Raw genomic sequence first — 18,736 nt, forward strand, 5'->3', positions numbered from 1 at the left:
CCAATTTGTGAGTATATAGTTTGTCACTGGTTTAAAGATAAAATTCTTACGAATCTTAATGAAAGAAGCAATGAAGTGATGATGATTCGTTGTTTTTCCATCCACTCTTGGAGGATCCATGAGTAATGAAATCAAAAGCGAAAAGGGTTTAGAGTTAAAAATTTTTATTTTTTTAACCGTTTTTTTAGCCCCGATTTTATCTGTGTTACTGGTTAGCGCACTAGGTTTTACCATCTGGTTTAGCCAAATTTTAACTGGGCCACCAGGCGCAGGTTAACCTAATAATAAAATAAATAATGCGAGAGTGATGTATGAGCAATGAACTTCACGTAACCAGCCTGATTGTCCAAGTACACCCTGAGAAAATGGCTGAAGTAAGACAACAAATTATGGCCATCAAGAATGCTGAGCTGTCAGCGAATAACGACGTTAAGTTAGTTGTTGTTTTAGAAGGTAGCAGTCAACGATCTTTGATGGATGATATCTCAACAATTAACGGCATTCCTGGTGTGTTAACTGCCACCATGGTTTATCACCAAAGCGAAGATCTTGAAGAAGGTGAAGTATGAAAATGAATCGCCGCGATTTTATGAAAGCGAATGCCGCTATCGCAGCGGCAAGTGTTGCAGGTTTAGCACTACCTACAAGTGCAAGTAACCTGATCACTAGCTCAGAACAAACCAAATTAGAATGGAACAAAGCCCCTTGTCGTTTTTGTGGTACAGGTTGTTCTGTGATGGTTGCCACCCGCGACGGTAAAGTAGTTGCCACCCATGGTGATGCAAAAAGTGAAGTTAACCGTGGTTTAAACTGTATTAAAGGTTATTTCCTTTCTAAAATTATGTACGGTCGCGATCGTCTGCAAACCCCTATGTTGCGTATGACTGATGGCAAATATGACAAACATGGCGAATTTACTCCTATTACATGGGAGACAGCATTTGACACTATGGCTGAACGCTGGAAAGCCACCATTAAAGCCAAAGGCCCAACTGCTGTTGGTATGTTTGGTTCTGGTCAGTGGACCGTGTGGGAAGGCTATGCTGCGGTTAAGTTAATGAAAGCTGGTTTTGGTTCAAATAACATCGATCCTAACGCTCGTCACTGTATGGCTTCTGCTGTAGGTGGCTTTATGCGTACTTTTGGTATTGATGAGCCAATGGGTTGTTATGACGATATGGAAGCGGCAGACGCGTTTGTGCTTTGGGGCTCAAACATGGCTGAAATGCACCCAATTTTGTGGACTCGTATAACCGACCGTCGGTTAAGTGCGCCACACGTTAAAGTTGCTGTGTTGTCTACCTTTGAAAATCGTTCATTCGACCTTGCCGATTTACCGATTGTATTCACGCCACAAACCGACTTGGCGATGCTTAACTTTATTGCTAATTACATTATTCAAAACGATAAAGTGAATAAAGATTTCGTTAAAAAGCATGTTAATTTCCGCAAGGGAACGACCGACATTGGTTATGGTTTGCGTCCAACACACCCATTAGAAATGAAAGCTAAAAACGTCGATACCGCTGGCGATTCTACGCCGATGGACTTTGACGAATTTGCTAAATTTGTTGCAGATTATGATGTTGAATCAGTCAGTAAGTTGTCTGGTGTTCCTGAACATAAGTTAATTGAACTGGCTGAGTTATATGCTGATCCAGATCGTAAAGTGACGTCATTCTGGACCATGGGCTTTAACCAACATACCCGTGGTGTGTGGTGTAATAACCTGATTTATAACATTCACTTGCTAGTAGGTAAAATCTCTACTCCAGGTAACAGCCCATTCTCACTAACAGGTCAACCATCGGCTTGTGGTACAGCACGTGAAGTGGGGACTTTCTCACATCGTTTACCTGCTGACATGGTAGTCACTAATCCTGAACACAGAAAACATGCTGAAGAAATTTGGCATATTCCCAGTGGTATTATTCCGCCTAAACCTGGTTACCATGCGGTTGAGCAAAGCCGTCGTTTAACCGATGGCGACTTAAATTGCTACTGGGTTCAAGTGAACAACAATATCCAAGCAGGCGCCAATATTAACGAAGAAGGCTTACCGGGTTACCGTAATCCTGAAAACTTCATTGTAGTGTCAGATGCTTATCCAACTGTTACCACCCAAGCCGCCGATTTGATTTTACCAACAGCAATGTGGGTCGAAAAAGAAGGTGCTTACGGTAATGCCGAGCGTCGTACTCAATTTTGGCATCAAATGGTTAAAGCGCCAGGTGAATCAAAGTCTGACTTATGGCAGTTAATGGAATTCTCTAAGCGATTCACAACTGACGAAGTTTGGCCTGCAGACGTGTTAGCCGCTAATCCTTCATTTAAAGGTAAAACCTTATATGAAGTGCTATATCAAAATGGCAACGTTGAAAAATTCCCGCTAAGTGATGCTGATCCTAAGTACTTAAATGACGAAGCTAAACATTTTGGTTTTTATGTTCAAAAAGGCTTGTTCGAAGAATACGCTACATTTGGCCGTGGCCATGGTCATGATTTAGCTGACTTCGATATGTACCACAAAGAGCATGGTTTACGTTGGCCTGTGGTTAATGGCAAAGAAACCAAATGGCGTTTCCGTGAGGGGTCAGATCCATACGTTAAAGCCGGTAAAGACTATGAGTTTTATGGTAAGCCAGATGGTCGTGCGGTTATCTTTGCATTACCTTACGAGCCAGCTGCTGAGTCGCCAGATGAAGAATACGATATATGGTTATCAACAGGTCGTGTACTTGAACATTGGCACTCTGGTTCAATGACACAACGTGTCCCAGAACTTTATAAAGCCTTCCCAGATGCTGTGTGTTTTATGCACCCAGAAGATGCTAAAAAGCGTGGTTTACGTCGTGGTGATGAGATTAGAGTGATTTCTCGTCGTGGTGAAATTAAAACTCGAGTGGAAACGCGTGGCCGCAATAAACCACCAGTAGGTTTAGTCTTTGTGCCTTGGTTTGATGCCAGCCAGCTCATTAATAAAGTGACGTTAGATGCGACAGATCCTTTGTCAAAACAAACAGACTTTAAAAAATGTGCCATTAAGATTGTTAAGGCTTAAGGAGACAGACCATGAAAACAGGTAAATTATTATCGATTATCGCGTTATTGGGTTTCTCTGTAAGTGTAATGGCTGCCAGTGTACCTGAAGACAAAATCGACACATTACGTTTAGCACCGATCAATGTCGAACCGACACCGCCTGCGATGCAAGCAGTGATCAATACCGATGTTAAACAGGTACGTAGCTATCCAATGCAGCCACCGGTGATCCCACATAAGATTGATGGTTATCAAATTGATCTAAAGGCAAATAAGTGTCTCCAGTGCCATGCACGTACTAGTACAGGACATTCACAGGCTCCAATGGTGAGCGTGACTCACTATATGGATCGTGACAATAATTTCTTGGCTGAGTTATCACCACGTCGTTATTTCTGTACTCAATGTCATGCACCGCAATTAGATGCCAAGTTACTAGTCGAAAATGACTTTGTCGATATTGATCATTTAATGAAGGCGAAAGCCGCAGTTAAGAAGCACTAGGAGCAATTATGTTTGCAAAACTGTTTGAGCAACTAAAGCTAGTGTGGAAAGTACTGCGTCGTCCGAGTGTCCATTACAGTCTTGGCTTCTTAACTATTGGCGGCTTTATCGCTGGAATTATTTTTTGGGGTGGATTTAACACTGCTCTAGAACTTGGTAACAGTGAAAAATTCTGTATTAGTTGCCATGAAATGGAAAGTAACGTTTATCAAGAGTTACAAAGTACGATTCACTTTACTAACCGCAGCGGAGTACGCGCAACGTGTTCAGACTGTCATGTACCACATAACTGGACTGACAAAATTGCCCGTAAAATGCAAGCGTCTAAGGAAGTGTGGGGCAAAATTTTTGGCACTATTAATACTCGCGAAAAGTTTGAAGCTAAGCGTCGCGAATTGGCTGAGCATGAATGGAAGCGTCTTAAATCCAATGATTCTCTAGAGTGTCGAAATTGTCATAACTTTGATTATATGGATTTCACTCGTCAGTCTACGCGTGCAGCACAAATGCATTCAACGTCTCTGGCTAGTGGAGATAAAACCTGTATCGACTGTCATAAAGGGATTGCACATCATTTACCTGATATGGCGGGTGTAGAAGGGTTCTAGGCAATTTTATATTGTAAGCGTATAGAAAAGGCCAGCAAATTTGCTGGCCTTTTGTTTTTATGCATTTCGAATTGAAGCAGTTTAGGTTAAATCAACTTGTTGACCAATCACATCAATTAAATACTCAGTGAAATCATGTCCATGGTTTTGCAACATCTTTGGGAACATTGAAATAGGTGTTAACCCAGGGAAGGTATTGATTTCATTCAATAGGATTTCATTATCTTCGGTTAAAAAGAAATCGATACGCGATAAGTGACGTAACTTCATCCCTTTAAAGGCTTTTACCGCGTAATCACGGATCCGTTGACTGATTTCAGGGCTAAGGTTATTAGCAACAACATCAGTACGGGCCTTACTATTTTTAGCATACTTTTCGTCAAACGAATAAAAGGTATTGCTGTCGCAAATAATCTCACCTGGTAAGGTTGCTATCACTTCCCCTTGGTATTGGTAAACAGCCACTTCTAATTCACGCGCATGAATAGTTTGCTCAACCACCACATAAGGCGCATAACTAAAGGCATCTTTTAACACCTCAGCAATATTGGCCTTAACATCGACTTTATAACATCCCACAGATGAACCCTGTGAAGCAGCTTTAACAAATACCGAGCCCCAATTATCAAATGCGGCTTCAGTTTGCTTAATTGCATCATCATCAAGTTGGTGTAAAAAAATGTACGGTGTATTGGGTACACCTAAAGCGGAAAACCACATTTTTGCAGTGATTTTATTAAAGCAATTACTCGATGCTTCCGACTCACAACCAAAGTAGGGCAGTTGGATTAAGTTAAAGTAAGATTGGATATCACCAGTCTCACCAGGAAATCCATGAATACATGGAATAACATAATCAACAGGCCAAGTGGGTGTGCTGTCATCTTCAAAACGGATTTCACGACGATTGGTTAAATCGCACAATTTACCATCTTCTGTATGGTAGTGCCCGTGTTGATCAAGTACTAATTTAAGTATTGAAAATTTATCTGACTTTGCCAGTGATGACTCAAAAAAACGCGCAGACATCAACGAAATATCATGTTCTGCACTGCCTCCGCCGCACAATAACAGCAGATTAATTTTTGGCATGGTTGCTCCTGAAAGACCAATGAAATGAGCTAAATCGGATTATATTAGCCCTAAATAAGTAACGCTTATGATAAAGACCCATAGCCATGCAGTGCAAGTAAGAGTTAATAATATTTCAACTATTTAGGTTTATTATCGAATGTAGTTCAATTAAATAACCTTAACGAGAGAATAAACAGTTATCACATCTCCATTACCTCCCGAAGCGATTGTATTAATTGGCAATGTTAGTTTTGGCTTCACAGGCTTCGGTTCTCATAATCTTCTAAGCGACAACACGTGTGACAGATGCTTTTCAAATGCTAATAATGATTAATAGCAACCGATAAGGTAGCCATTTTGATGAAAATGCGAAGATAACCGCAAAATTTACAATTGATAATAATTATCACTCAATAGTTATTGAGATTAGTTATCAATCGTATTAGCATGTGCGAGATATTCATCTCTATAAAGACAATGGACAAATTTGGAAAACTGATGGCAAAACTTAGTAATAAATTTTGGTTTAAGCTTCATGGCTGGTTTTCGTTACCCGTATGGATAATTTTTTGTTTTGTGTGCCTAACAGGGACTATTTCAGTGATAAGTCACGAATTAACCTGGCTCACTAATCCTGAATCTCGTGCTAGTAATCCGCAACATTTGGCTGAAAAATCGATGTCAGAACTCGTAGACATTGTTCAGCAAGCGCACCCAACGGCAAGCATTACAACGGTGATGAGCTTTGAATCTTATTTGGTCAATGCCATTATTTTTAATGATAAAGATGTCCCGTTTGCCATTGCTTACGTCAACCAATACACAGGCAAAATTCAAGAAATTAATCTTGGCATGACTTTCACTAACTTTATGCGTTCCTTGCATGGTTGGTTGTTGTTTCCTTGGCATAGTAACTACAGCGTTGGTTATTATATTGTCTGTTGTATGGCCATTGTCATGTTGGGGGCGCTTATATCTGGGCTGGTTATTTATAAAAAGTTTTGGCGCGCTTTTACTCAGCCAAAATTACGTGTCACTCAAGGTAAAAAAACACTGCTTGCTGATTTACATCGTTTAGCTGGTGTGTGGTCTATGTGGTTTTTAATGTTAATGAGCATTACTGGGTTGTGGTATTTGGCTCAAGCTATTATGTGGCACAATCACATAGACTTAGAGCCCCATGCTCCCTTAATTGAAGCAAGCCAAGTGCCTACATCATTAAATGGTGTTCCCGTTAGGCCGTATACATTATCTAATGCGCTACAAGTGGCTGAAGAAAAGTTTCCTGACTTTAAAAGTACCTACATTATGCTTCCTGAGCACCAGCGAGATACATACAAAGTGTATGGTCAAGGCGATCATATTTTCTATGACCAATACGCTTATGGTGTGACAGTTAACCCATGGAGCGGCAATATTGAAAGTGAAAGATCGCCGGCGAAAATGACGACGTTGCAAACGCTATCGCATATTGCTGACCCGTTACATTACGGCACAATAGGGGGGTTATGGACTAAAGTTATTTGGTTTATTTTCGGGGTTTTTCTAACAGGTATGTCTATAACAGGATTTTTAATGTGGGGAAGCCGAACCGTAAAAGCCGCTAGAACTGACCTAGACGATACGTCGACAATTTATAACCCACCGCTAGTCGAGCAGGAAGGTAACTAATGGCCCGCATTCAAAACAATATTTGGAATCGTTACAAGTATAAAATAAATGGCTTGATGCTAGTGCTAATTTGTTATTTTTTATATCAGTCACTATTTCCACAATTTCCTGACGCACTGCCTACTCAAGAGCTTGGTGCGTTTGAAATAACACCGATACCGTATAATTTAGAGCCACCATATCTTCATGATGGTACCTATACGAAAGACTTTTTATTATTGTTTAGCAAAGGGCAGGTTAATGCTATTCGCCAAGCATATTTAACTATCGGCACTGAGCCCTTGCCATTGGAAACACTAGAGTTGGGTGATGCAGGCATCTTACATGGCAGCCAACATGGACAAGAAGTTCATGCTATTGCGCCAGAAGCCTTTAGTGCTGAGCACAAAATTTGGTTAACTATTGAAAATTGGCAAGAGCAGCAACAAGTCATTAGTTGGCCGCTGCCTGAAACATTTTATTCGTCATCAAACTAAACGATTGTAGTCTTTGGTGTATTGGGGGGTTATTGAGCGGTTTGTCGATGTTAAGACGATTATCGTAACAATCACTCCCATGGCTAAATGCCAAAGGCTTCGCGTTCAGATACGCATTCGTATTCGGCCATTTCAAATTCACGGCAAATCAGCGGTCTAAGTTCGTAAATCGAACACATCATAGTATCTCTGTCTAGGGCAGCACACCAACCATCATCAAGACGGCGCATCACTTCTCCGCCCCAATTATCTTTGGCTATATACACTTTAGGCACACCTGTTTCGGTTATTAACATCACTTCTAAGCGGCAACAACAAGCTTGGCAATTTGAACAAGTCACAGCCGGTTGCTCAACAGAGTTTATCGTTGTGGTAGTCGATGATTTGTCGGACGACTCAGGGAACATGGTAATGATATTGGTGGGCATTTGAGGGCTGCTGTTGAACATTTGGGCTAAGGATACCGTAATTTAGCGGTGTTGACGTTATCTTAGTGCAAATAATCATGAGATTGGAACAAGCCAAGCAAACTCAATGAGCGCTTGGCTGTTGAAAATTATAACATAACCACTTTACCGGTTAATGCAACGCCAGCAACAAAGGTACCTGCACCACATCGGAAAGTGTCATTACTGCTTGTCAGATTATTTTTATAATTTGATTTGATTTCAACGACCGCGTTGCCACCTTCTTTAACCGCTCGTTCTTTAAGCGCGATCATTGCCGATAAAAATACCCAGTGACAGGCTTCGATATCAGATTTATTCAAAGCATTGGTCTTTTTGTTAGAACTAAACTCACCCATAATTTTAACGGGTTCAGAATAAGCTTGATCACCAAAATAGAAGGTTACGTTGCTGCCGAGTTTATTTTTTGCATGTTCTGTACTCAGTGCATCTGCTACCGAATAACTGGCGACATCGTCGCGGGCATAAGAAACCGAAGGTGCAATAGCGAGTGCCAGTGATAATGCGATGATTTTGTTTTTCATACTGAGTAACATCCTTTTAATTTATTTTGTTTAAACGGTAAAAATCCATTATTCGCAGCAAAATAACATTAACTCACTGATTTTACACCTATCAATAACCACTTTTTTTAATTTAAAATCAAAATTCTCGGTTCATTTTGTCAAAACATTGGGTTAATACATCAATTGAACTTTGGTCTAAATGGCGAGTAATGTCTTCTGTCAGTTGTATGTGCATGCGATTATGGTGTGTATGAAGCTCAGTCCCTTCGCTTGTTAATCCAACTAATATTGAACGCCTATCTTCTTCATGTGGAGAGCGGGTAATTAAGCCAAACTTAACCAGCTTTTCTACCTGAACGGTTAATGTTCCAGTGGTAATTCCAAGTCTGTCAGCTAACTCTTTCATTCTCATCGGCCCATGAGAACCTAGCACCTCTATAGTGTGCACTTGTGCTAGTGAATATCCCGTATCTTTAACGACAGACTGCTCCCAAGAAGACAGTTTGTCGTAAAACTCGATGATTAAGTTATTCAAAGAATGCATAAAGGGCCTCAGCAGTAATTCACTTCGATAGTTAAGTGACTTAGCTTATCAAACTTAGTCAGAGAGTGTTTAACTGATTCGACATTTGCATCTGTTGTTGTGCACACAGCTATTGCAGCAGAATAATGATCAGCGCTAATTTTCCAGATATGGATATCAGTGACTTTTGTTTGTTCATTTTCAATCGTTTTAATTATTTCTGATTGATATTTTTTGTCGATGTTTTCATCTAAAAGAATTGGGCTTGTCTGCTTCATTAAACCAAATGCCCATTTGGTAATAATTACCGCACCCACGACGCCCATAATTGGATCTAACCAATACCATCCAAGAAATTTTCCGACTAACAGTGCACAAATGGCTAAAACCGAAGTTAATGCATCTGCTAGCACGTGGAAGTAAGCCGCCTTGAGATTATGATCATGACCACTGTGATGGTCATGATTATGATGCTCCTCATGGTGATCGTGATCGTTATCATGGTGTTCATGTTCATGTTCATGTCCATGGCTATGGTGATCACTGTGGTCGTGATGTTCATGGCCAAGTATAAACATACTGGCGATGTTTACGATTAGCCCGATAATAGCAACTAGAATGGATTGATTAAATTGGATCTCGATGGGTGATAATAAACGATGTACTGATTCTGCTAACATGATGATTGCGACAATACCCAATGCTATTGCACTTGTATATCCACCGAGAACCCCAACTTTACCCACGCCAAAAGAGAATTTGTCACTAGCTGCATACTTTTTTGCATAACTATAAGTGAATAGTGTGATACAAAAAGCAGCTGCATGAGTCCCCATATGCCAACCATCAGCGAGCAAGGCCATAGAACCATAAATAGTACCAGCTATAACTTCTATGGCCATAGTGATAACGGTTATCACAAGTACATACCAGGTACGTCTTACATTTTGCTCATTAACTGATGTGAAATTGTGTTGGTGAATATATTTTGGGGCAATATTTTTCATAATAATTTAGTTTGATTATCAAGTAATATAGAATTTATACTATTTGAAAATCAAAGTAAATGCTTGTAATCAATCTTTACTCAATATCCTAAAGAAGTGAATACCGGTTTTAGCCATTTAATTAGAGTGGGCTGACTTCAATTTTTTTGAGTGTTTCAGAGCGTATTGATAATACTTGTAATGTGAAGGATGAATTTAAAGAGTAAACGTTAACTTATTTCTCTCCTAAAGAGTGTTTTGCATATGGGGAAGAAAGGCTATGTGAGCTTTTAACCATAGCTAAATAACTAGGCAACAACTAAATCAGATATGTTGAGGTAACTGTTCAAGATTAGACCAAAGTAGATAGCATACAATGATATAGAGAGTGCTAACCTGAATAAAAAAAGGATTGGATTATTCATGTTAAATAAAATGAGTTTGATTAATGGGTTAGTGATATTTGCAATCGCACTGTTGCTGAGCTATTTAACCCTACCTAATTGGTTATTTGCATTTTTCATCGCTGTCGCCTCAATTGTCACATTACGGTTTACCCAATACCAAGAAATAAACACAGAAGCCCTGGATGTACCTAAACAAGATGAACAAGATGCTAATGCTATCAGTAACTCCGCCACACGGATTGCAATTGGCGGAGCGGAAGTGTCGTTTTTTATTGAAAACTTGGCACATGCAATGGGGTTACAAGTTCAGCATGTTCGCGAAATATCAGAACGAGCAGGTCATTTAGAGCAAGGTGCTCAACAACTTCTAGGCCAATCATCCAAAGTACGAATATTGGTTGAGGAGGCAAACACACAAGCGTCAAGTTATGCTAGCGAAATTAAACAAGTCGATGAACAACAAAGTAGCCTGTCTACTGAAATTGAATCAACTGCAGAGCTATTAATCGAACTCAAAAATAAAGCAAACGCCATTAGCAGTATCACCGATACCATTAACAAATTATCTGATCAAACAAATCTGTTGGCACTCAATGCCGCTATTGAAGCTGCTAGAGCAGGTGAGCAAGGTAGAGGATTCGCAGTGGTTGCCGATGAGGTTCGTAATCTGGCACATAAAACGGCCGAAGCAACGCAAGGTATCGAGTTATTACTGACAGAAATAGGCGAAAATAGCATTCACTCTGTTGAAGCCATGCAACGAGTTAGTGATATGGGCGGAAAACTTTCTAAGCGTATGAATGAGATTTATATTCTCACTAAAGCAAGCCAAGAGAGCATGGCCAGTGCAGCAAGCGAAATGCTACAAATGGATCAAACGGTAGGTTTTACCGTAGAGAACACTAATGGTATAGGTGCAAATATTGAAGGCATTGGCGCTTCTATACTCAAAGTTGATACCGATTTGATTGAAGCTTCAGATAGAGTGCTTGAGCTAAGTGGCTTTGCTGAACAGATATTTCGTCATCTGCAACATTTTGAATTATCGGATAAACATTCAGTTATTGCTAATGTCGCACTTAATGCCGCTGCCGAGATTGGAACTGTTTTTGAAAAGGCCATTATCAATGGCTCGCTAACACAAGCACAATTATTTGACTCAAATTACCAACCGATTCCAAAAACTGATCCTCAAAAATTCACTACCGGTTTTGACCGTTTTACAGACTCCAATTTACCGAGTATTCAAGAAGCTATTCTAAAAAATCATTCTGATATCATCTACGCGGGAGCTGTTGATGTAAGAGGGTATTTCCCTACTCATAACCTTAAATTTACCAAAGCTTTAACCGGAGATCGTGAACAAGATCTTGCTGGTAATCGCACCAAACGTATTTTTGATGATCCAACTGGTAAACGATGTGGTAGTAATACCGAAAGCTTTTTATTGCAAACTTATAAGCGCGATACCGGTGAAGTAATGCATGACCTTTCGGCGCCTATATACGTTAACGGTAAGCATTGGGGCGGATTTAGAATTGGTTATAAGGCTGAAGAACAATAAAATATACGTCTATCTATCTGGATCATGTTTATCACCTAGTGCGTATTCAATCAAAGAATAATTGATAGGTGATGACCTTGTTTTTCTACTTTTATCAACTGTTATAATCGCTTAGTGCTTAGTGCTTAGTGCTTAGTGCTTAGTGCTTAGTGCTTAGGTTAAAAGTAGTGTTAATCGCAAGATTTACTCATAACAGAAACCCCCATTCGCACCGACCTCAATAATGACTCAAACTTATCCCTTTTCACATTGATATGAAAAAGGATATGACAGATTTACAAACTCAGGACGACGTTCTCTGCATTTGCGATATAAGTGTAGAGTGTCGATAAATCTCACTCATCACATCAGTACGCTGTTAATGCTGATGTGCTGACGATAATGAATGACCTTCACTATCATAAAATCCTGATGCACTGTGCTCAATAAAACCTAAGTTGATCATTTTTCTAAAAAACGGGTCAGATTCATTATCGCCAATATCAGCAAAGTCGGTCGATTGGTATGCAGAGAATGTATCTAACTGTTGTTGAATCACTTTGTTGTCGTAAGTCATTTCGGATAACTGCCAATTTATGGCTTTATCTGCAGGTCCACTTTTATCTGACAATATAGTACTAATGCGTTGTACTAATTTTTTTGCAGGAAACCACCATATATCAACCGTTTTTGTATTTGTTTGTTGTTGATAATGTTCTAGTTTATCGCAACCTTGTCCAGTCGTCTTAATGAGTGTTGACTGCTGTTGAAATAATGGGTGCAGTAATTGAGCATGATATTGCCATGCTTGATTAGATATCGTTTTGGTTGCTTCATATTCAATGGCACGTTTGTCATCAATAAAGTATGAGGTTTTTTTCATGTGATTATGTGGCAGTGTTGTCCACTGTGTTGCTACTTCGTGATTGCTGATATGAAATACAGAGTTTTGGGCTCTTAATAAAACCAGTTGGTTTTGTTTGTTTGGTGCTAAGTCATTAGTCGTTGGTTCAATATTATAGGTCGCCATAAGGGCAGTTGATTGGCAAATGTCACTTGCTGATGCAAATAACGGGAAAATGATAGCGGTTATTAATAATAGAGTTTTCATGTGTTTTGTCTTTTTGGCTGATTAAGTATCAAGATTGAGGCTAAAAGTTAAAGAATAGGGGCGAACCCCTATTCTTTAATGATGACTTATTTAGCGGTATTTACTCGGCTGCGCCAGAAAGGTTGCCAGCATAATCCATTACATGGAATATTAAGCTTTGCTCATTAGTCCCTGTAATTAAGTGAGCGCCAGGTCCTACTGCAAAAACTCCAACGTCTTCACCCGCATGAGTTTCACTGCCTAATGGTACTAATGACTCTTGGTGGAAACCCGCTGTAGATGTATCAACATCGGTTAAGTCAACACGGCCGGTTACCGCAGCCGCTGCATAACTTGCATCGGCATCAGTTTCGGTCCCTAAATCTCTAAAGCCAAGGCCGTTAGTGTAACCTACCGTTGTATAAGGCATGTCGTCTGAGGCTAAACTTGGGTCGGTCGCACCAATACCAACCACTTTACCTAATATTGGGTTACCACGTTTAGGGTAGCCAGCAATGGTAAATACATGGCTGTGATCTGCAGTAACAATAATTAAGGTGTCTTCTTCGCTTGTTGCATCAACTGCGACTTGTACAGCTTTAGCAAGCTCGATGGCATCATTTAGTGCATTGTATGCATTTCCGGCATGGTGAGCATGGTCAATACGACCAGATTCTACCGTTAAGAAGAAACCTTTGTCGTTATTATCAAGCACCTTAATGGCAGTGGCTGTCATTTCTGACAAGCTAGGTTCACCAGCAATATCATTTTCACGGTCAGCTTCATATTGCATGTGTGATTCGTTAAATAAACCAAATATGCGTGGTGTAGCCTCAGTGTCTATAGCATTAAATGAAGCTTGGTCAACGACATAAACACCTGTTGCGTATTGAGCTTGCCATTCTGCGGTTAGGTCACGGCCATCAGTACGGTCACCTTCAATGGTACTGACTGCATCATTGCTGTTATAGGCTGCATCTTTAGGTAAAAAGTGACGACGGCCACCACCCATCACAACTTCAATGCCATCAACATCTACACCGGCATATCTAGCTTCTAAGTTGGCTTCAAAATTAACTAACTGTAATGCAATATCTTCACAATCGGCACGTTCAGGGTTGTTGGCAATATCCATATCTGAGATGTCTTCCCAGTTGCGTTCTGCTGACTTTGCATAAGTCGCAGCAGGTGTCGCGTGAGTAATGCGTGCGGTTGAGATTACACCCGTTGATTTTCCTGCAATCTCAGCTAACTCTAGTGCAGTAATCATTTCAATGCCTTTAGTACTAGCACAGTTGCCTCTAACCACATTTTCGTCAACACCTAACACGCCTGAATCTGTTTTAACTCCCGACATCATGGCTGTCATTGTTCCAGCAGAATCAGGCGTTTGTGCATCAACGTTGTAAGTTTTTGCTAAACCAGAAAATGGGAATTTATCAAAGCTTAATTGGTTTTCTTCACCCTGCATGCCTTTATTTTGGCCATCTAAAATACGTGCTGCGGTTACGGTTGAAACACCCATACCGTCACCAACAAATAAAATCACATTTTTAGCTGAGCCTTTAAGTGCGGTTATTTCTTCCGTGCTAGATACTTTTGCAATCGATACCTTGGCATTGTTTGCTAATTGGCTATCTATTTTGTTCCAAATATCGTCTGCCGTTTCTATTTCGGCAGCGCCTTGTCTAAACCATGAATTATTCAAACTGGTTAATAGTTCGGTATCATTTACTGTGGTCGCAGCAGGTGAACATACATATTGAGTTGCTGTTATTTCAGACGCATCTAAAACAGTATCAGCATTTGTATCTATACCTGTGTCAATTTGCATACCGCCATTGATACAATTTTCATTACCTACTGATAAAAGTGTTTGTGTGATTAATGTGTTGGTTCCGTTAGTACCATTAGTACCGTTTACTCCATCTGTACCATTGTCACCGTCGTCGCCACAAGCTGATAATGCACAAACCAAAGAAACTGTTATTGTTGATAGTATAAATTTATTCATCATAAAAACCTTATAGGGTCTATTGACCAACTAAACCAAGAGCGCGATTAATTAAATGGAATACAACACTTTGTTCAACAGTACCTTGAACTAATTGCGCTCCTGGACCAGATGTATGAATAGCAACATCTTCTCCTGCGTGAGTTTCGCTACTTAATGGAACAGTAACTTCTTGGTGATAGCCTGATGTAGTGGTATCGATCGCAGTGATGTCTTGACGGCCTGCGATGGCTTCAGAAGCATAAGATGCATCGCCATCTGTTTCAGTGCCTAAGTCTCTGAAACCAAGTCCATTGCTGTAACCTAATGTGGTGTAAGGATTACCATCTGAATCTTCGCTAGGGTCAGTAGCACCAATACCAACGACTTTACCCAAAATAGGGTTACCACGTTTTGGATAACCAGCAATCGTAAACACATGGCTGTGATCGGCGGTGACAATGATTAGCGTTTCTTCATCATTTGTTGCATCTAATGCAGCTTGAACTGCATTTGAAAACTCAATCGCATCATTTAGTGCTGTGCTTGCGCTACCAGCATGATGACCATGGTCAATTCGTCCTGATTCAACCGTTAAAAAGTAACCTTTCGGATTGTTATCAAGTATTTTAATGGCCTTTTCTGTCATTTGAGAAAGGCTTGGTTCGCCAGCAATATCATTGGCTCGGTCGGCTTCGTATTGCATATGAGATTCATTGAATAAAGCAAAAACACGTTCAGAGGTTTCTGTGTCAATGGCATCAAATCCAGTTTGGTCAATAACGTATTGGCCATTTGGATACATAGCACTCCATTCTGCGGTCAAATCACGACCATCTGTACGGTCGCCTTCAATATCGCTTACAGCATCGGCACTATTAAATGTGGCATCTTTAGGTAAAAAATGACGACGTCCGCCGCCCATAACAACATCAATGCCGTCTACATCAACTCCGGTGTAACGTTGTTCTAGATTTTTTTCAAAGTTAACCAGTTGTGATGCAATATCTTCACAATCTGCACGTTCAGCATTATTTTCAATATCCATGTCTGAGATATCTTCCCAGTTACGGTCTGCTGATTTTGCATATGTGGCGGCTGGCGTTGCATGAGTAATACGCGCAGTTGATAACACACCTGTCGACAAGCCTTTTATTTCGGCTAACTCTAAGGCTGTTACTACTTCGTTGCCTTTGACTGAGGCACAAGTACCACGAACAACATCTTCATCAACACCTAGAACACCGGCGTCTGATTTTAAGCCACTCATCATGGCTGTCATGGTGCCTGCAGAGTCTGGTGTTTGTGCATCTACATTGTAAGTTTTAACCAGTGCTGAATAAGGAAATGTTTCAAAGCTTAAGTAACCTTCTTCACCAGAATTACCGGCTAATTGTCCTTTTAAAATTCGAGCTGCGGTAAGTGTAGAAATACCCATACCATCGCCAACAAACAAGATGACATTTTTTGCTCTTGTTGATCTTGATTGTTGTAATTTTTCTGTGATGGTTGCTTGGCCGTCTTTATACCAAGCATTATTGAGTTGTGTGTCAGTCGTTGTCGCTGCGGTTGCAGCTCCTGCGTATGTTGCCGAAGACAATATACTAGCGATAACCACTGATAAGCCTTGTTTGAGCATATTCATATTACCCTATGTTGTAGTTAAGTTATTTTAGAACGTGGCTATAACATAGTGGGTTACAATGAACATTAGGTAACACTAGGGTTACAATTTATTGACAAATGGGTTTCAGTTTTGTGTATACCTATCAAGCGGTTGATTTTACAGTTATTTAATAATGGTCCTAGTATTGGGGTTTTGTAGAATGAAAAGTTTTCTATCTTTTATACTTTTAAATGTCTCATCGGTTGTTTGTGCTCAAGTGTATGATTAAATTGAATATTTTGTTAGTTCGCTATCGTGAAAATCTATCGTAATCTGAGTCGGAAGCCGTTAAGTTGATTAGCGATAAAAAGAGCGGCATAGTTGGAGTCATGCACCGCTTGTGTGCTTATTGATACAATCAATTGCAAGTCTGTCTTGTGGCAGAATAGTTGAGTAAAGTGCTATCAATTCAGACTATTAAATAAGGACTGTTTGTATGGGGGAAGTTATGAGTAAAGAGATAAGTGATGCAAATAATGAAGTAAAGAGTGACAAAATGAGTGAGTCTGCATTAAACGCATTAAAAATCGCGTTTACGTACATGCCTAAATCCATTGAAGTGACTAAATATGAGTATGGTGATAATTACCAAAAAATATTAGATCATATTGAAACTGTTAGAGAAATATTATTGATTAATGATGTTGATCCTGAAGAAATTTATGGTGAGGTGAATCCAGAGAGCACTCCCAATTCAACCTATTGATATAGTGGTGTTCAATAATGTGGCGATAAAAATGGATCGCAATGGTTAGCTTTTGGTTAATTTGGGGATAGACTGCAGTAGTTACAAATAAATTAGCATTTTATGCATAAGCGTAAATGTCATTGCAGCTTTTTATCATGATCATGTATTTGTGCAAACAGTGAAAGCAGATCGGCATCTTTAAAAGAGTCCCATATAGAGTAGAGTTAAATGGCTAACGAAACTAAAGCTAGACAGCCGTAAACTGAAATTGGACAGCCATAAATGCTTATAACAACTTGAATACTATGAGAAAACCATTACTGTTAATTAGTCTGATAATTTTTTGAGCTAATTATTTCATTAGGTTTGATGGTATTTGATTCATATCGACAACAAAAAAGCACCTTAAGGTGCTTTTTTGTTGTTAGACCTGCATTATAAGTTTAGTAAATAAGACTTAATGAACTGAGGTTGATTTGGCGCTTTAGGTGCCGTTTTAAATGTTAGGGTTTGACTGTTTTGACGCAGTTTTAACTCATTGGTAAATTGACATTCAATAGTATTAATTTGAGCGATTTTATTTTTAAAGCTTGGATCGTTTTCACACATAGAAACCATTTCGCTGGCGACCTGTGCGCAAAATGAACCTACTGCGTATTTTTGTAATGTTTTATCATCAATAGTTTTCCAATCGACAATCGTTTCTATTTTTAATCCACACTGTTTATCAATTTCGCTATTGGCCGCAGAGATTTTTTTCTGTTGGTAAGTTAAGTGTTTATCACGATTAAAATCCGCTAGTTTAGCTTGAATCCCTTTACTTAATTGCTGTTCGTATTGTGCTTTTAACTCGGCAACTATTGCAGGGTTAGACTCTTCTTTTTTTGATAAATAAGTGCCTTCTCGTGTTTCAGGTATATAGAGGGTATACGAGCAACAACCATATCCGTCATCGACACTTACGAGGCTGCGCTCAGAGCCATCATAACTATATTTATAAGCGTTGTTACTACCGTGAGGTTTAAAATCGGTCAAAAATGTAATGTCATCAATCTCGTGATTAATGCCGGTTACTTTTACTAACGCCTGTTTTTTGTCTGTTGTTGGTGCAATAACCACATTAACACCATCACCAGAACTCAGCTCTATCGGATATTTGGCGAGATCTAAAGCAAAGCTGTTAGATGACAAAAGCACACAGGCTATAAACAATATTTTTTTCAAAATAAGTCCTTTTAAGTATTTTAACTAAGTAATTTAGCTAGATATTTTATCAGGTTATAACATTGATGTAATGGATTAAAAACGCTATGTACCAAGTAGTTTTGGTTCATTATGTAAAGGTGCTTCAAACTGCCTGCGTTGAGCCTGTGTTGATTGTGTGCTTAAGGCTTAATCTTCGAAACTAGCACTAAAACTAACATTAAAACAATCATCTCCTTTCCCGCTTGATATCAATCAAGCCGCGAGTGCGGCTTTAACTCTACCGTAT

General features: G+C 39.6%; 18 protein-coding genes. 9 read left to right on the forward strand and 9 right to left on the reverse strand.

The genetic code is table 11. The features are described 5' to 3' along the window. The first annotated feature begins 118 nt into the window (after positions 1 to 118). Genes ABIS04_RS06720 through ABIS04_RS06740 form a run of 5 tightly spaced genes read left to right on the forward strand, consistent with a single transcriptional unit; the run spans position 119 to position 4,154 of the window. Positions 119 to 277 carry a periplasmic nitrate reductase, NapE protein gene (locus ABIS04_RS06720; protein WP_137221516.1) on the forward strand — a complete coding sequence of 53 codons (159 nt, stop codon included), beginning with the start codon at positions 119 to 121 and terminating at the stop codon, positions 275 to 277. A gap of 34 nt (positions 278 to 311) precedes the next feature. Beyond that, a complete protein-coding gene (locus ABIS04_RS06725) occupies positions 312 to 569 on the forward strand; it encodes a chaperone NapD (RefSeq protein ID WP_350432968.1) in 258 nt (85 codons plus the stop codon). 2 nt (positions 570 to 571) lie between these two features. Then, positions 572 to 3,061: a nitrate reductase catalytic subunit NapA gene (gene napA / locus ABIS04_RS06730; RefSeq protein ID WP_350433399.1), complete on the forward strand. Its 2,490-nt coding sequence runs from the start codon at positions 572 to 574 to the stop codon at positions 3,059 to 3,061. Between the two features lie 11 nt (positions 3,062 to 3,072). Continuing rightward, on the forward strand, positions 3,073 to 3,546 hold the full coding sequence (locus ABIS04_RS06735; protein WP_350432969.1) for a nitrate reductase cytochrome c-type subunit: 474 nt from the start codon (positions 3,073 to 3,075) through the stop codon (positions 3,544 to 3,546). Positions 3,547 to 3,554: 8 nt separating this feature from the next. Beyond that, complete coding sequence (locus ABIS04_RS06740) at positions 3,555 to 4,154, forward strand: cytochrome c3 family protein (RefSeq protein WP_137221510.1); 600 nt, start codon at positions 3,555 to 3,557, stop codon at positions 4,152 to 4,154. 81 nt (positions 4,155 to 4,235) lie between these two features. On the opposite strand, the gene ABIS04_RS06745 is transcribed toward ABIS04_RS06740, so the two are convergent. Beyond that, positions 4,236 to 5,246: a D-alanine--D-alanine ligase gene (locus ABIS04_RS06745; RefSeq protein WP_140233828.1), complete on the reverse strand. Its 1,011-nt coding sequence runs from the start codon at positions 5,244 to 5,246 to the stop codon at positions 4,236 to 4,238. Positions 5,247 to 5,726: 480 nt separating this feature from the next. Here ABIS04_RS06745 and ABIS04_RS06750 point away from each other — a divergent pair, with 480 nt between their 5' ends. Next, entirely contained in the window at positions 5,727 to 6,899 is a 1,173-nt protein-coding gene (locus ABIS04_RS06750; protein WP_350432970.1) for a PepSY-associated TM helix domain-containing protein, read from the forward strand. Next, entirely contained in the window at positions 6,899 to 7,375 is a 477-nt protein-coding gene (locus ABIS04_RS06755; protein ID WP_140233831.1) for a hypothetical protein, read from the forward strand. The genes ABIS04_RS06750 and ABIS04_RS06755 overlap by 1 nt, the downstream gene beginning before the upstream one ends. A gap of 83 nt (positions 7,376 to 7,458) precedes the next feature. On the opposite strand, the gene ABIS04_RS06760 is transcribed toward ABIS04_RS06755, so the two are convergent. The 4 genes from ABIS04_RS06760 to dmeF all read right to left on the reverse strand — a co-directional run bounded on the left by ABIS04_RS06760 (position 7,459) and on the right by dmeF (position 9,878). Continuing rightward, the gene (locus ABIS04_RS06760; protein ID WP_371833634.1) at positions 7,459 to 7,782 is read right to left on the reverse strand and encodes a YkgJ family cysteine cluster protein; all 324 of its coding nucleotides are present in this window, start codon (positions 7,780 to 7,782) and stop codon (positions 7,459 to 7,461) included. A 149-nt stretch (positions 7,783 to 7,931) separates the two neighbouring features. Then, positions 7,932 to 8,366 (reverse strand): excinuclease, encoded by a 435-nt coding sequence (locus ABIS04_RS06765; RefSeq protein WP_140233832.1) that lies wholly within the window; start codon positions 8,364 to 8,366, stop codon positions 7,932 to 7,934. 118 nt (positions 8,367 to 8,484) lie between these two features. Continuing rightward, positions 8,485 to 8,892: a MarR family winged helix-turn-helix transcriptional regulator gene (locus ABIS04_RS06770; RefSeq protein ID WP_137221498.1), complete on the reverse strand. Its 408-nt coding sequence runs from the start codon at positions 8,890 to 8,892 to the stop codon at positions 8,485 to 8,487. 8 nt (positions 8,893 to 8,900) lie between these two features. Further along, entirely contained in the window at positions 8,901 to 9,878 is a 978-nt protein-coding gene (gene dmeF, locus ABIS04_RS06775; RefSeq protein ID WP_350432972.1) for a CDF family Co(II)/Ni(II) efflux transporter DmeF, read from the reverse strand. Positions 9,879 to 10,280: 402 nt separating this feature from the next. Here dmeF and ABIS04_RS06780 point away from each other — a divergent pair, with 402 nt between their 5' ends. Continuing rightward, positions 10,281 to 11,828, forward strand: a complete 1,548-nt coding sequence (locus ABIS04_RS06780) for a methyl-accepting chemotaxis protein (protein ID WP_350432973.1) — start codon at positions 10,281 to 10,283, stop codon at positions 11,826 to 11,828. 358 nt (positions 11,829 to 12,186) lie between these two features. Here the strand turns inward: ABIS04_RS06780 and ABIS04_RS06785 are convergent, their stop codons facing one another. The 3 genes from ABIS04_RS06785 to ABIS04_RS06795 all read right to left on the reverse strand — a co-directional run bounded on the left by ABIS04_RS06785 (position 12,187) and on the right by ABIS04_RS06795 (position 16,535). After that, a complete protein-coding gene (locus tag ABIS04_RS06785; RefSeq protein ID WP_350432974.1) occupies positions 12,187 to 12,918 on the reverse strand; it encodes a hypothetical protein in 732 nt (243 codons plus the stop codon). Between the two features lie 100 nt (positions 12,919 to 13,018). Then, positions 13,019 to 14,911, reverse strand: a complete 1,893-nt coding sequence (locus ABIS04_RS06790; protein WP_350433400.1) for an alkaline phosphatase — start codon at positions 14,909 to 14,911, stop codon at positions 13,019 to 13,021. A 19-nt stretch (positions 14,912 to 14,930) separates the two neighbouring features. Next, on the reverse strand, positions 14,931 to 16,535 hold the full coding sequence (locus tag ABIS04_RS06795) for an alkaline phosphatase (protein WP_350432975.1): 1,605 nt from the start codon (positions 16,533 to 16,535) through the stop codon (positions 14,931 to 14,933). A 469-nt stretch (positions 16,536 to 17,004) separates the two neighbouring features. Here ABIS04_RS06795 and ABIS04_RS06800 point away from each other — a divergent pair, with 469 nt between their 5' ends. Beyond that, positions 17,005 to 17,262: a penicillin-binding protein gene (locus ABIS04_RS06800; RefSeq protein ID WP_350432976.1), complete on the forward strand. Its 258-nt coding sequence runs from the start codon at positions 17,005 to 17,007 to the stop codon at positions 17,260 to 17,262. Positions 17,263 to 17,679: 417 nt separating this feature from the next. On the opposite strand, the gene ABIS04_RS06805 is transcribed toward ABIS04_RS06800, so the two are convergent. Further along, entirely contained in the window at positions 17,680 to 18,468 is a 789-nt protein-coding gene (locus tag ABIS04_RS06805) for a hypothetical protein (RefSeq protein WP_350432977.1), read from the reverse strand. Positions 18,469 to 18,736: the final 268 nt, after the last annotated feature.

The organism is Shewanella sp. H8, from assembly GCF_040285065.1.
In the GTDB taxonomy this organism is placed as follows: Bacteria; Pseudomonadota; Gammaproteobacteria; order Enterobacterales; family Shewanellaceae; genus Shewanella; species Shewanella polaris.

What these genes read in the sequence shown, in the direction of transcription:
- ABIS04_RS06760 (WP_371833634.1), bottom strand. Translation starts at nt 7,782, where the DNA reads ATGTTCCCTGAGTCGTCCGACAAATCATCGACTACCACAACGATAAAC.
- ABIS04_RS06795 (WP_350432975.1), bottom strand. Translation starts at nt 16,535, where the DNA reads ATGAATATGCTCAAACAAGGCTTATCAGTGGTTATCGCTAGTATATTG.
- ABIS04_RS06770 (WP_137221498.1), bottom strand. Translation starts at nt 8,892, where the DNA reads ATGCATTCTTTGAATAACTTAATCATCGAGTTTTACGACAAACTGTCT.
- ABIS04_RS06750 (WP_350432970.1), top strand. Translation starts at nt 5,727, where the DNA reads ATGGCAAAACTTAGTAATAAATTTTGGTTTAAGCTTCATGGCTGGTTT.
- ABIS04_RS06785 (WP_350432974.1), bottom strand. Translation starts at nt 12,918, where the DNA reads ATGAAAACTCTATTATTAATAACCGCTATCATTTTCCCGTTATTTGCA.
- ABIS04_RS06745 (WP_140233828.1), bottom strand. Translation starts at nt 5,246, where the DNA reads ATGCCAAAAATTAATCTGCTGTTATTGTGCGGCGGAGGCAGTGCAGAA.
- ABIS04_RS06755 (WP_140233831.1), top strand. Translation starts at nt 6,899, where the DNA reads ATGGCCCGCATTCAAAACAATATTTGGAATCGTTACAAGTATAAAATA.
- ABIS04_RS06720 (WP_137221516.1), top strand. Translation starts at nt 119, where the DNA reads ATGAGTAATGAAATCAAAAGCGAAAAGGGTTTAGAGTTAAAAATTTTT.
- ABIS04_RS06800 (WP_350432976.1), top strand. Translation starts at nt 17,005, where the DNA reads ATGAGTAAAGAGATAAGTGATGCAAATAATGAAGTAAAGAGTGACAAA.
- dmeF (WP_350432972.1), bottom strand. Translation starts at nt 9,878, where the DNA reads ATGAAAAATATTGCCCCAAAATATATTCACCAACACAATTTCACATCA.
- ABIS04_RS06725 (WP_350432968.1), top strand. Translation starts at nt 312, where the DNA reads ATGAGCAATGAACTTCACGTAACCAGCCTGATTGTCCAAGTACACCCT.
- ABIS04_RS06735 (WP_350432969.1), top strand. Translation starts at nt 3,073, where the DNA reads ATGAAAACAGGTAAATTATTATCGATTATCGCGTTATTGGGTTTCTCT.
- ABIS04_RS06740 (WP_137221510.1), top strand. Translation starts at nt 3,555, where the DNA reads ATGTTTGCAAAACTGTTTGAGCAACTAAAGCTAGTGTGGAAAGTACTG.
- ABIS04_RS06765 (WP_140233832.1), bottom strand. Translation starts at nt 8,366, where the DNA reads ATGAAAAACAAAATCATCGCATTATCACTGGCACTCGCTATTGCACCT.
- ABIS04_RS06790 (WP_350433400.1), bottom strand. Translation starts at nt 14,911, where the DNA reads ATGAATAAATTTATACTATCAACAATAACAGTTTCTTTGGTTTGTGCA.
- napA (WP_350433399.1), top strand. Translation starts at nt 572, where the DNA reads ATGAATCGCCGCGATTTTATGAAAGCGAATGCCGCTATCGCAGCGGCA.
- ABIS04_RS06780 (WP_350432973.1), top strand. Translation starts at nt 10,281, where the DNA reads ATGTTAAATAAAATGAGTTTGATTAATGGGTTAGTGATATTTGCAATC.